This is a genomic window from Tenuibacillus multivorans (assembly GCF_900103915.1).
Taxonomy (GTDB): domain Bacteria; phylum Bacillota; class Bacilli; order Bacillales; family Alkalibacillaceae; genus Tenuibacillus; species Tenuibacillus multivorans.
Map to the genome: position 1 here is coordinate 359,855 of NZ_FNIG01000001.1, position 15,450 is coordinate 375,304.

Consider the following 15,450-nt stretch of genomic DNA (forward strand, 5'->3'; position numbering starts at 1 on the left):
TCCTATCTTAAATTGGTGTCACATTAGGGCAGGCTGACAGCTACCCAACATCATAAGGCATGCTTATGATGTTACTTCAGCCAAGTACTCAATTCCTTTTCGCTGAAGATTCATGGCCCCTATACGATCATCATTCGACGTATAGTGACATGCTACACAACAAAAAACATGCTTCATTTTGTTACGGTTTACTTTGTCTGTATGACCGCATTTAGGGCACGTTTGAGACGTATATTTTGGATCAACGGCCATGACTTTAGCTTGTTTTATGATGGCTTTGTATTCCAGTTTCTGACGCAAATCATAGAAGGACCAAGATACCGTTTGGTATCGATCTTTCAATCGTACTTTTTCGGTCACTTGACGAACACCGGTTAAATCCTCTACAACAAATAATGTATGTTTACCATATTGGTCAACGAGTGCCTTGCTAATGCAGTGGTTAACATCCTGCATCCAACGGTTTTCTCGTTGGCCAATAGCCTTTAAACGTCTTCGAGCAGATGGCGTTTGTTTTTGTTGTAATTGTTGACGAAGATGTTTGTACCTAGCACGTTTATGTTTGATGTGACAACCTTTAAAGAACGTTGTTTCATCTTTAGAATCATAAGTAGTTGCAACGAAGTTAAGCCCAAAATCAATTCCAACAACCTGATTAACGTCGTGTTCATCTATCTCAGGCACATCTTTTGTAATGGGGATATGTAAAAACCACTTACCATGTTTATGAACAAGTTTAGACGTACCGAATGTCCAAGTTCCATCAAAGTATTGCTCCATTGCTTCTATGTTAAAGGGAACTTTTATACGACCTTGTAATGTATTAACAGACAATAAGCCTTTGGCAAGAGAATAATCACGATTCCAAACTAAGTCATATTGTGGTTTTTTAAAGCCTACTAAAGACCATTGGTGACCATTCGATTGATTCGTTTTGTATTTGGAGATCACGGTTTTCATGACAGATTGGGCCATTTGAGAGCGAAGTCCAAAAATGGATCGAAGTTCTCGATAAGTTCTTTTATGTAATTTAGCCGGTGATAACAACTTGCTTTCAAAAATGATGTTAGACACAAAGTTACATCCTTTTCGATAGGCATGTACGGTGTCTTGTAATAGTTTGGCTTGCTCGGTTGTTGGATTGATTTTGACTTTAGCCGTAAGCGTGAACTCCATATTCTATTTCACCACCTTTCATTAATATATTTTCATTATACCATAGTGGAAGAATGACAACTGAAAGGAGGAAATCGTAGTCGGAATGTTTGCTAACGCAACATCACATTCCTCCCCCACTTACTCATTGGGCTAGAAGCCCTTCCCACTCCTTGAAGTGGGGGTATCCTGCGATAAAATTCAGATGAAAAAGCTACATCGATTGTTTCTCGGGTTATCTATTATCATCATTGGTTTGGCTGGTTACTTAGTTGTAGAAGCGAACAGTAGTGATGGTGAATTCGTTAGCATGAGCCATGCCGGAGCCCAAGATGAACTGTTTGATGAGCACGATAGAGTATATATTGGTAAAAAACTTAAATGGACAGGTGACGAATTACCTGAGATAAACGATATTAGAATTATAACGGATCAAGGCCAAGTCTTATCGGCTGATCACTCTGACATTAATATACAAACTTATGTAGATGAGACGAATCAAACGAATGTCATTTATAAATATTCAGAAGAAAACCGTCAGATTATCGATTCTTATAAAAGCATGCAAAACTATCAATTAAAGGCACCTTATATCACCTTAGTGTTTGAGGTTCAACTGTTAAATTCTAAATACCAATACGATCTAGAAACATTTGAAATTGATTATGAGCTTGAAGGTCAAACAGAAGCCCAACAGCTCGTGTTAGAAAACTTTATATTTCATAGATAGGCTAGGTGAAAAAATACCTAGCCTTTTTGTTTGGAAAAACTTCTAATTTTTCTTACAATAGTAATAGAAAGAGAGAGAATGAGGTGATGAAATGAAGAAGCAGGAGATTCAACAAGAGATTGACCAACTTAAGATGGATTATATCCGTATCCAAGGTGATTTAGATAAATTGGAAGCTAACGGAGGTAATGTCACAATGCTTGAAAAAACATTATCACGTCTAGAAGAAGAATTAATCAGTCTTCGCAGGCAATTAGAAGCTGCAAGTGAATAGGACAAATGACCGATACCTTGTTTCATGAAGTGAAGCAAGGTTTTTTATTTTGTATAGGTGTTCTTTATAAAGAACAAAGATAAATGGAGAAAACTTAAGGAATTTTAAGTAAAAGGGGTATTGTTCTCAACAGAGAACAATATTTGTTCATTATTGAGAATTTTGGGGCGAAAATTGGATTTTTCAAACCTAATATAAACAACTATACTTATATATGTGTTCAATATAAAGAACAAACTTCTACAAAAATTCTTTACATAGAACAATAATTCCCTACCAGGAGGGGTTCTTATCATTATGAGGAGAGGTCGTTTAACAGAAAGAAGGAAAAAAGAGCTTCGTAGAAATTTATACATTAAACCATTAATTAGTATATATTTATTCTTTTTAATTTTATCACTGATGGTTGGTTCAACGAATGCAGCCTTTAATGACATTGAGGACATATCATCGTCACTGCATGTTAAATGGGAATTAAGTGAAGATGAATTACCTGATGAACCTGGGGAATGGGATAAGAGTTCACTAGATTTTGATGGTATGGGCTCTGGTGGTTCATGTACAGGAATATGGGCTGAAGTCAGAAACAGTGGTGATGGCGATATGTTATCACCATGGAAATACCATGTGATAAAGATATCTAAAGGTAATAATGGTGATGTGATCTTTGAAGGAGATATTCCTCTCCTAAAATCAGGTGAGTCAACGAATCTAGAATATAACGGTTCTTTAGAAAACGGAAAATATAAATTTAGATTTATTCGTCCAGAAGGTCATCCAGGTGGCGATAACGGTGGCTATAGCAATTCTATTCAAGTAAAGGATTGTGCTGAAGCCCCAAGCGACGTAGAGGAAGGCCAGGATGCAACTGGCGATGAGGGCGGCAATGAGGAAAACGATAACAAAGATAATGAGTGTGGAAACAATGGCCAAGGAAATGGTAATGGACAGTGTAATGGTAACGGGAACGGCAATGGCAAAAATAATGACAACGGTCAAGGTAACGGAAGTGATAACAATGGTAATGGCCAAGAAAACAGCAATGATGGTGATGAAAGTTTAAATAACGGAAACGAAAACCCAAGTCCCGATAAAGAAGTACAAAATGAAGACCTAGAGAATGGTGAAAACAAAGAACACGAAACTCCAGAAGAAAACACATCTGACGAAAATGAACCAAGTGAAGAAACATCTTCAGAGGAACAAATAAATGAAGAAAACAATACCGAACAAGAAGAGGACGCTCCAAAATCTGAAGAAACTAACACTAGTGAGAATGAATCCAGTGGACCAGAAAAAGACAGACAACCTACACCAGATGGAGAGGCAGTCAAAGAAAACACTCAGGAAAATACAGATGAATCTGAGCAAAAAGTAGGTGGAAAAGATGAAGGTCAAACTGATTAAGTGGACTGGAAGAATTGTAAATACCCTATTGATCGGAATGTTATTGATTGTCGCAACACTAGTGCTGACATCCGTCATGACGGATGGTAAACCAAGCATTTTTGGTCAAGAGCTTAAAGTGGTCTACTCCGGTTCAATGGAGCCAGCCATTAAAACAGGTGCAGTTATAGGGGTGAAAACACAGTTTGATGCCCGTAATTTAAAGGTAGGCGACACGATTATGTTCCAGCAAGAAGAAGGTGTATTTGTCACACACAGAATTATTGACGTGATTAACAATGATAACCAACTGATGTTCCGTACTAAAGGTGATCATAATGAATACGCTGACCCTAATGCTGTTTTACCGGCAAATATATACGGGGTACATGGTGGTATTAATATCCCTTACTTGGGCTATGCCATGGACTTTGCGAATTCCAAATTTGGTTTAGTTATATTACTACTCATACCGGGAGTTTGGTTACTGTTTAGTTCAGCTAAATCTATATATATAGCGGTCCGAGAAGAACAAAAGACGAAAAACGAATCTAGTTCATCAGAAAATGTTTCATAGTGTTATTTATCGTAATTAACTAAAAGTTAGTTGCGATGAAATATATAAAATTTACAAATGCCTCAGGGGAGAGGTAAGAAGGAGGAATTATTTTGGATATCAAAAAGAAACTTGGTATCGGTGTTCTAACAGGAGCACTAGGAATTTCATTAATTGGAGGAGGAACATGGGCTGCGTTTAACGACGTGGAAGAAACACAAAACACGTTTGCAGCAGGAACTCTTGACTTAGTTATTGGCGAAGAGTCAACGATTGATTTCGAGCTTGAAAACTTAAAGCCAGGTGACCATTGGACAGAAACTCTTGTCCTTGAAAACAATGGCAGCTTAGATATTAATCAAATACTTACTGACATTGAAGTTTCTGGTTGGGATGATGAAGATGCATTAAACCTAAATGAAAAGCTTTATGATGGTGCTGGTAACAATTCAGATTCTGATTTCTTTTCACAATTTAATGTAGAAGTGAAAGATGCTGAGGGAAATTCTGTCTATAATGATACCTTAGATAATTTCCAAGGCTTCAGCGGTGATATTACAGGCACAGGCGATGATGAAGCTGCATTAAATCCGGAAGAAGCATTAATGTATGAAATTACATTTACGTTTGAGGACGATGATACAAGATTTGATGGCTCACGTTACTTTATTCAAAACAAGTACCAAAACGAGCGGGCAGATATCGGATTGACTTTTGAAGCGACTCAAATGCCTGGTGAAGATCGTAGCGACGGTTAATCACTGAGCTCTAAAAAGATGATAAAAATACAATAAATACAGGAGAGGTTATATGAAGCTTAAGAAAAATTTAATAATGGCTTCAATGTCTGCCGCTTTAGGGCTTGCATTAGTAGCCGGTGGGACATTTGCAGCGTTTAACGATGTAGAAGATACAAATGCTTCATTCGCTACAGGTACGTTAAAAATGGATTTGAGCGAATATGACGGTCCTTACACGTTTGATGTTTCTAACTTAAAACCTGGCGACCACATTACTCGTGACATCGAATTTGTTAATAATGGCTCATTGGCAATTAAAGAAGTTCTAATGGCCATTGAATCAGTTGATTTTCAGACGCCAGAGGAATACTTTGCAGTGAATGAGATGGAAGCGCCAGATGATGCTTGGGTAGACCAAGCAAATGAAGATGTTCTAGAGTATCTAAATCAATTCAAAGTTTCTATCATTACGCTAGGCGCTGAGAGTGGTGGAAACTATGAAAAAGATTTGATAGATGAAGAAGATAACGTTACCTTAAAAGATTTTTACTTAGCATCAGATTCTATCTATGGCGACGGTAGTAAAGATTCTAATTCAACCGAAATTGCAGAGGCAAGAAATGCAGTTTATTCAGCTATTAATGACAGCCGTTATATGAAAGGTCATCGTCTAAATGTGACAACCGAAACAAATGACAGCTGGGAAGGTTTACCACTTAATCCATATGATGAGGATGTTCTTCGCCTAAAAGTTGAGTTCATTGATAATACAGATGAAATGTTAGTGGTTGATGGGGAAGAAACTAATGAGTATTATCAGAACATCTTCCAAGCCAATTCAGCAACTTTAACCTTCTCATTCGAAGCTACTCAATGGGATGGCCAAGAAATTACTGAGGAAGATTTAGGAGAAAATGGCTATATTGAAACAAATGAAGAAGCCAATAATGGTGAATAATTTATAGGGTAGAGGCTCCATCCCTCTACCCATTTACATAACGAATAGGAAGGAGGCATTGAGTTGGTTAAGAAATCTATTATGTTTATAATAATGGTTTTGTTCTTACTGGTTACGCCTATGCAATCATATGCCGACCATGTCTCAATTGATGTTGATGAGGAATTTTTATTTGACGTTGAAAACCTAAAGCCTGGCGATTATATGCGAGAAAATTTAATGGTGGAGAATACTGGAGATCATGATTACTATTTTCATGCTGAATCTAAATTTGAAAGCGGGTCAAAAAAACTCTTTAATCAATTTTTGTTAGAAGTCACTGATTCTGAAGATGCTGAGCTTTATGAGGGAAGTTTAGCAGATTTCACAGGATTTGATCCTCGTTTTTTAGAAAAAGGTGAAACGGATGAAATAGAATTTAAGGCTACTTTACCATATGAATCAGGGAATGAGTTTCAGGGACTTGCAGTTAAATTTAAGATTTTAATCTGGGCTGAAGCACAACCAACAGAACCAAATCCAGACCCAAATCCAAAACCGAACCCAGATCCTGAACCAGACCCAGATCCAGAACCGAATCCAGACCCGGACCCTGATCCAGATCCACAACCTAATCCAGAAGATACACCAGAACCTACACCGGGCGACGATACAGACGACCCAGGCGACGGCAAAGGTGGGCCTTTAGAGCCTTTACCAGATGATGTGACAGATGAGTCAACAGTAGAAGACGTTAAAAGTGATAGCCTCCTTCCTGAAACAGGAGAAGAGATTCCATATCAGTTTTATATTGCAGGTGGATTGTTATTAATAGTAGGAACTGTTTTATTTAAAAGAAAACGAAAGGTAGAAAAGTATGAAGGCGATAAGAGATGAAACGGTTTATAGCAGTTCTTCTAATGTTAATCGGAATTGGGTTAATCGTTTTCCCGCATGTGCAAAAACAAATTTACGCATCACAAGAAAAACAACTCGTGGAAGAGTTTCAACAATTAGATGATTTATTTGAAAGTCAATCAAGGGAAGAAATTCAATTACATGGTGATGATCCGCAAGGTGAACCGAACGCCAGCATCGAATCACCCCAGTTGAGCCAAAATGTTGTCGGCCTTTTGCATATAGATAAAATCAATTTAACTCTCCCGTTGCTAAAAGGGGCAACTGAGGAAAACTTAAATATAGGTGCTGGTATTTTAAACGAAACAGATCCACTAGGTGAAGTTGGGAATACGGGGATAGCTGCACATCGAGCTTACAAACACGGTCGGTTGTTTAATCGACTGGATGAAATGCGTATAGGTGATCGATTGACTGTTGAGACATTAGAAGGAGAGATAAAATACGTTGTTTTTCAAACAGAGGTTGTTTTACCTAATGACGTGTCAGTTTTAAAATCTAATGCTGAAGAATCCATTATAACCTTAATTACATGTGAGCCTATATATAACCCTACTCACAGACTAATTGTGCAAGCTAAAAGAGTATCCGAAAATGCCTCCTAATTGGGGGCTTTTCCATTTTTACTTAACAAAACCGCCTATCAAGGAAAGGCGGTTTAATCATCATTCTTCAATTTCCATTTATTAAACTCTAAGAAACTCTTGAATTCTTCTTTAGAGACCCCCGAATTCATCGCTTCTCGAACTAGTTCCTCCCAATCCGCATCAAGCCCACTTGACGATTCATCTTCATCCATATCATCTTTGATTAAATGGTCAATGGTAATGTTTAATTCCGACGCTACTTTTTCTAAAAATTGAACGGATGGGTTTTTTTGAATATTGCGTTCAAGAGCGCTTATATACGACTTTGCTACGCCAGCACGTTCAGCCAGTTCTGTTAAAGACATATTTTGTTTTTCTCGATATTTTTTGACGCGCTCACCAATCATGATTTAAAAACTCCTTAACCATTAGAGAAGGCTCTCTTTATTCTTGTTCTACCCATAATATAGCACATTTTGAGCGAAATGTTTTAAAATTAAACTAAAATTATTTCAGATTTCGGTGTATCTTTTGCTTCTATATTGTTAAGATGAAATTGTTGGAATAAATCGTTAAGAAAAAGTGAGTGTTCATCATGACCAAAGAAACATGGTATTTTATTAATACAGGCTCGCATGATGCAGCTTACAACATGGCGTTTGATGAGTGTTTGCTGCATTGGCATAGTAAGGGCCAGATTCCGCCAGTATTACGCTTTTATACATGGGATCCGGCCACGATGTCAGTTGGATATTTCCAAAAGGTTGATGGAAAGATACATATAGATAACGTAGAAAAGCATGGTTTTGGTTTTGTACGTCGCCTAACTGGAGGTCGTGCTGTATTGCATGATCACGAATTGACCTATAGTGTCGTTGTGTCAGAAGACCATCCGAAAATGCCTAAGACCGTAACCGAAGCATATCGCGTTATTACGAAAGGTTTATTAGAAGGTTATCGGAATTTAAACATTGATGCTGAAATGGCCGTACCAGAAGGGAAACTGAATAATACCGGTTCAGCCGTTTGTTTTGATGAACCATCTTGGTATGAGCTTGTCATTGATGGTAAGAAAGCTGCTGGGAGTGCGCAGACGCGTAAGCAAGGCGTCATCTTACAGCATGGATCTGTTCCGATTAGTATGGATAACGATCAGCTTTTTGATTTATTTGTTTACCCTAGTGATAACGTACGTCAACGTGTTAAGACTAAGTTTGCAGATAAAGCTACAACTATGGAAGCTTATCTAGGCCGCAACCTGACGTTAGATGAGGTGGAGGAAGCCTTTTATCATGGATTTGAAAAAGGCTTAGATATACAACTTAAGCCATATGAGTTAACAGCAGAAGAGGAGCAAGAGGTCATCAGTTTGGCTAAAGAAAAATACCAGTCAGATGATTGGAATTTTTCTAAAGGTAAAAAGGGGAGTCATTAATCACATGAAGGGGTGGAATGGATGACAAAAAAGAATGAATACGTTAGAAAGCCGGAATGGTTAAAAATTAAGCTCAACACGAATAAAAACTATACGGGCTTAAAGAAAATGATGCGCGAGAAAAACTTACATACGGTTTGTGAGGAAGCGCGTTGCCCAAATATCCATGAGTGTTGGGCCGTTCGAAAAACCGCAACCTTTATGATCTTAGGTCGCGTTTGTACCCGTGGTTGTCGTTTTTGCGCTGTTCAAACAGGGCTACCAACCGAAATAGATTGGCAGGAACCGGAGCGTGTTGCGGAATCTGTGGAAATTATGGGACTTCGCCACGCCGTTGTGACTGCTGTAGCGCGTGATGACTTAAAAGACGGTGGAGCAGGCGTTTTTGCGGAAACTGTTAAAGCGATTCGTCATCGTAATCCGGGTACAACCGTCGAAGTATTACCTTCAGATATGAAAGGTGACTATGATAGCTTAAGAACATTAATGGATGCGAAGCCGGATATTTTCAACCATAATATTGAAACGGTTCGTCGCTTAACACCAACAGTTCGTTCCAAAGCCACGTATGATCGTTCTTTAACGTTACTAAAACGCGTAAAAGAAGTAGCGCCAGATGTACCAACGAAATCAAGTATTATGGTAGGTTTAGGAGAGACAAAAGAAGAAATCTTTCAAGCGATGGATGACTTACTTGAGCATGATGTCGATATTTTAACGATTGGACAATACTTACAGCCGACGCGAAACCATTTAAACGTGGTACGTTACTACGAGCCAAAGGAATTTGCAGAATTACGGAAAATTGCCTTCCAAAAAGGTTTTAAACATTGCCAGGCTGGACCGCTTGTTCGCTCATCTTACCACGCTGATGAACAGGTAAGTGAAGCGGCTAAACGTCGTCGTGAACAGTATGAAGAACATTATATGAAAAACCCATCATAACAGGATAGCCATGGCTCTAGATTGAGCTATGGCTTTTTTTTGATTCTATGCCTAGCCGATGTGAATTCCCATCACTTTACCATATAAAAATAGGAACTCACATAGTTGCGAGTTCCTATTTACATCAAGAAGGTTGGTGCCCTGAATCAGGCTCAGTGCTCTCTATTCCGTCAAGGCGTTTTATTAATCCCACTCCGAATTCACCTCGAGTATCCAGGTTTTCATTGTAGATGCTGTTCGTAGCTTCATAAGCAGTGGATCCATGTTCGGAGAAATCCAATCCAGAAACCTCTTCTTCACGAGATACCCGAATTGATCCAAAGCGAGTGACAAAGAAGAGAACGACACTTGTAACAACTAGTGTCCAAGCAACTACACTTATTACGCCGATTGCCTGAATACTTAGTAGGGTAACATCACCGCTGTAGAATAATCCACCTTCAACTGCAAATAAACCAACCGCTATAGTACCCCAAATACCGCATATCCCGTGAACTGTAATAGCGCCGACAGGGTCGTCGATTTTGAGAACTTGATCTAGTAACTGAACGCCCTCAACTAAAATTACGCCAGCAATTAGACCGATGATGATTGCGCCAACTGGAGAAACGTTTGCTGTACCTGCTGTAATCCCAACTAGCCCAGCTAAAGCACCATTTAATGTAAGGGTTGCGTCGATACGTTTAAATTTTAAGTAAGAATATAGTGCAGATGTGACAACACCAGCTGAAGCTGATAGTAATGTTGTTGCAATAACGGTTGGAATGAGACTTGTATCTGCCGCTAAGGTACTTCCACCATTAAACCCGAACCATCCAAACCATAGAATAAACACCCCTAAAGCTCCAATTGGAATGTTGTGACCTGGAATAACATTTACTTTTCCTTTTGTGTATTTACCGAGTCGTGGTCCTAGGAATAAAACAGTTGCTAAACCACCAATAGCACCTGTTAAGTGAACAACTGTTGAACCAGCAAAATCTACAAAACCTAATTCAGCTAACCAACCGCCACCCCATACCCAGTGGCCGACAATTGGATAAATAAGACCCGTCATGAAAAGTGTAAGTAATAGGTATGAGCTTAACCTCATGCGCTCTGCAACCGCTCCAGAAATAATCGTTGCACATGTGGCGGCAAACATCGCTTGGAAAACAAAGAAACCGATTTGATCCATTTCGCTTTGTAAAAAGAACCCTGTTGAACCAATAAATCCACCTAAGCTTTCGCCAAACATAAGGCCAAAACCAAATAAAAAATATAAAACAGATGCGATGGAAATCGTCATCATGTTTTTCATTAAAATATTTAATGCGTTTTTAGAACGAGTAAAGCCTGTTTCGACCATAGCAAAACCTGCATGCATAAAGAATACAAGAAGTGCACCAAGCATCATCCAAACCATATCAATGGAATCAATAACAGGGGCAAGATCTTCATGTGTATCTGCATGAACCATCGTCGGAAGTAAAATTAAACCTGCTGTTAAACACGATAATTTTTTAATCATAAAGTTTCCTCCTTATATTAATGCTTCTTTACCAACTTCTCCTGTCCGAATTCGATAAACATTTTCAATTGGAGAAATAAAGATTTTCCCGTCGCCAACCTCCCCAGTTGAGCAAGTGTTAACAATGGTTTCAATAATTGGATCAATCTCGTGATCATCAACGACAAGTTCGACTTTAACCTTTGGATAAAGTTTAATTTCATATCGATTACCTCGGAATATACCTTCTTGTCCCTTTTGCTGACCACACCCAGCTACTTCTGAAACGGTCATCCCATTAACGCCAAGATTGTCGAACTCTTCTCGAAGTTCTTGAAACGTTTCTGGGCGAATAATCGCGTCTACTTTTTTCATGTAGAATCTCCTTTCCTCTTAAATTTTGTTAACTTTTATAACATTGAATGTAAATTATATTTATAATATACCTATTTTTCGGAGAAATCAAGTGTGTTTTTTAATTTTTGTGAGTAAAGTTAACACAAAATAAATAGGACTCCGAATAAACGGAGTCCATTGATTGATATGTTGTTATTTTTCACTTGTCATGAGGTGGTTTTCATAAATAACATCGTAAAGGTCTTTATATGATACATGTTCATCTTTAAATTCAGTCGGTGATTCTAAGCCAGCTGACGCAGCAATATTGTATAACCCTTCGCGAACAGACACGACATAATTGGTAACGCGATAGGATTTCTCTTTTATATCTAGGGCTTGTTGAAGCTTAGAGTCAGTAGTTGCAACCCCGACTGGGCAGTGGTTAGTATGACAAACTTGAGCCAAAATACAACCGACTGTTACCATAAATGCTCTAGCCAATTGGATAAGGTCAGCCCCTAATGCAAGGGCGACCGCAATTCGATCTGGTGTAAATAACTTACCTGATGCGATGATTTTCACTCGATCACGGACATTGTGATCAATTAAGGCTTGATGCAAAATCGGAATCGCTGATTTGATTGGTAAACCAACACTATCGGCTAACTCTTGATAGGTTGCACCGGTTCCACCTTCACCGCCATCAACGGAAATGAAGTCAGGTGCTTTGCCCGTCTCCTTCATCGCACGAGCCAAGTCATCTACATCGCGCTGTTGACCAACAACGATTTTAATCCCAACCGGTTTCCCAGCAACATCTCGAATACGTTCAATAAATTCAAGCATCGTATATGGATCGTCAAATTCTTTAAAGCGGTTCGGGCTATCAACCGTTTGATAAGGTGGAATATTCCGTATTTCAGCGATTTCCTGTGTGACTTTATCAGCTTCAACGTGTCCGCCTCGAGTTTTAGCACCTTGAGCGAGCTTTAATTCAAAGGCTTTGACTTGTTCGATATTTGCTTTTTTCTTTAATTCCTCCCAGGAGATCTCACCTTCGTGGGTCCGCACGCCAAATAACCCTGGTCCGATTTGCATGATTAAATCTACATTACCTTTTAAATGGTAGTCGGAAACGCCACCTTCACCTGTGTTCATCCATGTTCCTCCAGCACGTCCAAGCCCTAAGGATAACGCTGTAATGGCACGGTCCCCTAAAGCACCGTAGCTCATTCCAGACATACCAATGAGTCCTTTAACTTGAAAAGGGTTTGGGCAATTTTCGCCGATTACAATCACATGGTCATCATCTAGTAAATAAGGTTGGATATCAGTTTTAGTCCGATATTCCTTACGTGAGAAAAGATATTCTTTTTCGATGTTATAAACATACGATTCAATGACGGGGCTTTGTTCAATAGCTAATTCTTCGGTTAATTTTGGATACATCGTATTTTTTATGTAATAACCTGGTTGATCAAAATCTCGTTGTGATCCAAAGCCGACCATACGTTTGTTGTATTTAGCGGGCAGGACAATGTTTTGATAGTCTTTTCTAGAAAAAGGCTTACCTGAATTATCTTCAGTAAATAAATATTGTCTCAGCTCAGGTCCAATACTTTCAAAAAAATAGCGCATCCTACCTATTAATGGGTAATTTTTTAAAACGGAATGTCTTTGCTGATTACGGTCAACAAAGTATCCATAGATCATGAAAAACCCTGGAATGATGAGCAAAATTAAAATAATAATTAATAATAATAATGAAGCAATCTCAGTCATTGACTCCCCTCCCAAATATATATATAATTTCAAGCGTGAAATTATAAAATAAGTGATTTTAAATTACACCATTGTCAATATAACACAAAATACACTAATGCATGAGTCTTTTACGTCAATTAGGAGAGGTATTTCAATATGGAGAGTTTATTATTTAAGTTAATGCTCATTGGCTCACTCGGCGTTGTTTCCCAATGGATCGCCTGGCGTTATCGAATGCCAGCAATTGTTGTCATGTCGGTTATGGGGCTATTAGCCGGGCCAATTTTTGGTATTATAAATCCACAACAGGATCTAGGAGAACTATACGGACCACTTATTTCGATTGCCGTAGGTATTATATTATTTGAAGGAAGTCTTAATTTAGATTTTAGAGAGATTAAGGGATTAGGGCGTCCAATCGGTCGGATTACGACAATCGGTGCGTTCCTGGCGTGGGTTATTGGTTCCCTAGCTGCGCATTATATCGCAGGTTTATCTTGGGCGGTAGCATTTGTGATTGGTGCTATCTTTATTGTCACTGGACCTACCGTCATTTTACCGTTACTTCGTCAAGCTAAGTTAAAACCTCGTCCTGCAGCGATATTAAAATGGGAAGGTATTATTGTTGATCCATTTGGTGCCTTATTAGCTGTGTTTGCTTATGAATTTATTAAATTTTTAACCATGGATCAGGTGACCTTCACCACAGTTTTATCCTTTTTATTTGCTTCTTTAATAGCCGTTATTATCGGTGCGTTTTTTGGTTATGGGATCGGCTGGATGTTTGAAAAAGGGTTTGTACCTGAATACTTAAAGTCACCAGTTGTATTGGTTAGCGTGATCATGGCTTTCGTTTTCAGTGATACCGTCATGCACGAAACGGGGTTACTCGCGGTAACGGTGATGGGGATTACGATTGCTAATATGCATATCTCATCAATCGGAGATATGAGGCATTTTAAAGAAAATATATCGATTCTTCTCATATCAGTTGTCTTTATTTTGCTAACGGCTTCACTCAATCGTGAGACGCTTTTATCTATATTTGATTGGCATATTATCTTCTTTATATTATTTATGTTATTTATTAATCGACCTTTAAGTATATTTTTATCAACGATTAATACCGATCTTACCTTAAAGGAAAAACTGTTAGTTGGTTGGATTGCTCCACGTGGGATTGTAGCTTTAACGGTATCTGGATATTTTGCTGAAGTGTTATTAGATGCAGGGTTTGCTGATGCAGATATCTTAACGTCCTTAACATTCGGTCTCGTATTTGCAACGGTATGTGCACACGGCTTTTCATTAAGTTGGATAGCGAAAAAACTCGGATTATCTGCTGAAAGTAAACCAGGTGTATTAATTGTTGGATCAAGTAAATTTTCCGCGAATTTTGCCAAAGTTTTAGAAGATTTAAATATACCTGTTCTAATTAGTGATTCGTCATGGAGTCGCTTGTCACACGCGCGTCGCTTGGGTGTCCCATATGAGCATGGGGAAATATTGTCAGAACAAACAGATTATCAAATAGACCTGACCCCGTACGAATATATGATTAGTTTAACGGAATATGACTCGTACAACACGTTAATTAGCTCTACATTTACCCCGGCATTTGGTCGACAACATTTATACCAGCTCCCCCTTCAGGTTAATCAAGGCGATCAATTGGAGGATGTTAGTAATCACATTAGTGGTCGATTGTTATTTGAGGAACGGGCTAATTGGAGCTTATTAAATGAAAAAATTAATAAAGGTTATCTTTTCAAAAGGACGATGATTACGGAACAATTTTCGTTTGAGCAATTTTTAGAAGAATTAAATGATGAAAGTATTTTATTATTGGTTGTGAGAAAATCAGGATCCATTGATTTCTTTACACCAACTAACGACGTTCGAGCTGAAACGGGAGATACCGTGGTCAGTCTACAAAAACCGAATCAAATGTAGGAATATGACACGAACCAGCTATCAAGATTTTTTTAGATAGCTGGTTTATTTTTTATAGAAATAGGGTAGACAAAAACAGCTTATTATGTCAGAATATTTTAACAATATAATAATTATCATTATATTTTAATGGATATCATTTCCTTTATGGGCAGATTGTGAGTAATTTTAACTATAATGTAGTAATTCAAAACATAATAAAGAATAATAATTTTATGACCAAAAACATACACCTATAATAT

General features: G+C 38.2%; 16 protein-coding genes. 11 read left to right on the plus strand and 5 right to left on the minus strand.

Annotated elements, in window-relative coordinates:
* Positions 1-63 precede the first annotated feature (63 nt).
* Positions 64-1,176 carry an RNA-guided endonuclease InsQ/TnpB family protein gene (locus tag BLP77_RS01860; protein WP_093855398.1) on the minus strand — a complete coding sequence of 371 codons (1,113 nt, stop codon included), beginning with the start codon at positions 1,174-1,176 and terminating at the stop codon, positions 64-66.
* A 184-nt stretch (positions 1,177-1,360) separates the two neighbouring features.
* Between BLP77_RS01860 and BLP77_RS01865 the strand changes: the two genes are divergently transcribed.
* From BLP77_RS01865 to BLP77_RS01900, 8 genes are all read left to right on the plus strand, one after another.
* A complete protein-coding gene (locus BLP77_RS01865) occupies positions 1,361-1,885 on the plus strand; it encodes a hypothetical protein (RefSeq protein WP_093855399.1) in 525 nt (174 codons plus the stop codon).
* Positions 1,886-1,976: 91 nt separating this feature from the next.
* Positions 1,977-2,159, plus strand: a complete 183-nt coding sequence (locus tag BLP77_RS01870) for an SE1832 family protein (protein ID WP_093855400.1) — start codon at positions 1,977-1,979, stop codon at positions 2,157-2,159.
* A gap of 297 nt (positions 2,160-2,456) precedes the next feature.
* Entirely contained in the window at positions 2,457-3,566 is a 1,110-nt protein-coding gene (gene tapA / locus BLP77_RS01875; RefSeq protein WP_093855401.1) for an amyloid fiber anchoring/assembly protein TapA, read from the plus strand.
* On the plus strand, positions 3,547-4,122 hold the full coding sequence (sipW, locus tag BLP77_RS01880; protein WP_093855402.1) for a signal peptidase I SipW: 576 nt from the start codon (positions 3,547-3,549) through the stop codon (positions 4,120-4,122). The genes tapA and sipW overlap by 20 nt, the downstream gene beginning before the upstream one ends.
* A 92-nt stretch (positions 4,123-4,214) precedes the next feature.
* Entirely contained in the window at positions 4,215-4,859 is a 645-nt protein-coding gene (locus BLP77_RS01885) for a TasA family protein (protein ID WP_093855403.1), read from the plus strand.
* A gap of 52 nt (positions 4,860-4,911) precedes the next feature.
* The gene (locus BLP77_RS01890; RefSeq protein ID WP_093855404.1) at positions 4,912-5,799 is read left to right on the plus strand and encodes a TasA family protein; all 888 of its coding nucleotides are present in this window, start codon (positions 4,912-4,914) and stop codon (positions 5,797-5,799) included.
* A 63-nt stretch (positions 5,800-5,862) separates the two neighbouring features.
* Entirely contained in the window at positions 5,863-6,675 is an 813-nt protein-coding gene (locus tag BLP77_RS01895) for a TasA family protein (RefSeq protein WP_093855405.1), read from the plus strand.
* Positions 6,672-7,301: a class D sortase gene (locus BLP77_RS01900; protein ID WP_093855406.1), complete on the plus strand. Its 630-nt coding sequence runs from the start codon at positions 6,672-6,674 to the stop codon at positions 7,299-7,301. The genes BLP77_RS01895 and BLP77_RS01900 overlap by 4 nt, the downstream gene beginning before the upstream one ends.
* A gap of 53 nt (positions 7,302-7,354) precedes the next feature.
* Here BLP77_RS01900 and BLP77_RS01905 read toward each other — a convergent pair whose 3' ends face one another.
* Entirely contained in the window at positions 7,355-7,690 is a 336-nt protein-coding gene (locus BLP77_RS01905) for a helix-turn-helix domain-containing protein (protein ID WP_093855407.1), read from the minus strand.
* Positions 7,691-7,878: 188 nt separating this feature from the next.
* Here BLP77_RS01905 and BLP77_RS01910 point away from each other — a divergent pair, with 188 nt between their 5' ends.
* Positions 7,879-8,718: a lipoate--protein ligase family protein gene (locus BLP77_RS01910; RefSeq protein ID WP_093855408.1), complete on the plus strand. Its 840-nt coding sequence runs from the start codon at positions 7,879-7,881 to the stop codon at positions 8,716-8,718.
* Positions 8,719-8,739: 21 nt separating this feature from the next.
* Positions 8,740-9,663, plus strand: coding sequence for a lipoyl synthase (lipA, locus tag BLP77_RS01915; RefSeq protein WP_093855409.1), 924 nt, complete (start codon positions 8,740-8,742; stop codon positions 9,661-9,663).
* Between the two features lie 124 nt (positions 9,664-9,787).
* Here lipA and BLP77_RS01920 read toward each other — a convergent pair whose 3' ends face one another.
* The 3 genes from BLP77_RS01920 to BLP77_RS01930 form a co-directional block, all read right to left on the minus strand.
* A complete protein-coding gene (locus BLP77_RS01920) occupies positions 9,788-11,173 on the minus strand; it encodes an ammonium transporter (protein WP_093855410.1) in 1,386 nt (461 codons plus the stop codon).
* Positions 11,174-11,185: 12 nt separating this feature from the next.
* Complete coding sequence (locus BLP77_RS01925; protein ID WP_093855411.1) at positions 11,186-11,527, minus strand: P-II family nitrogen regulator; 342 nt, start codon at positions 11,525-11,527, stop codon at positions 11,186-11,188.
* Between the two features lie 174 nt (positions 11,528-11,701).
* Complete coding sequence (locus BLP77_RS01930) at positions 11,702-13,273, minus strand: FMN-binding glutamate synthase family protein (RefSeq protein WP_093855412.1); 1,572 nt, start codon at positions 13,271-13,273, stop codon at positions 11,702-11,704.
* A 138-nt stretch (positions 13,274-13,411) separates the two neighbouring features.
* Here BLP77_RS01930 and BLP77_RS01935 point away from each other — a divergent pair, with 138 nt between their 5' ends.
* Positions 13,412-15,208 carry a cation:proton antiporter gene (locus tag BLP77_RS01935; protein ID WP_093855413.1) on the plus strand — a complete coding sequence of 599 codons (1,797 nt, stop codon included), beginning with the start codon at positions 13,412-13,414 and terminating at the stop codon, positions 15,206-15,208.
* Positions 15,209-15,450: the final 242 nt, after the last annotated feature.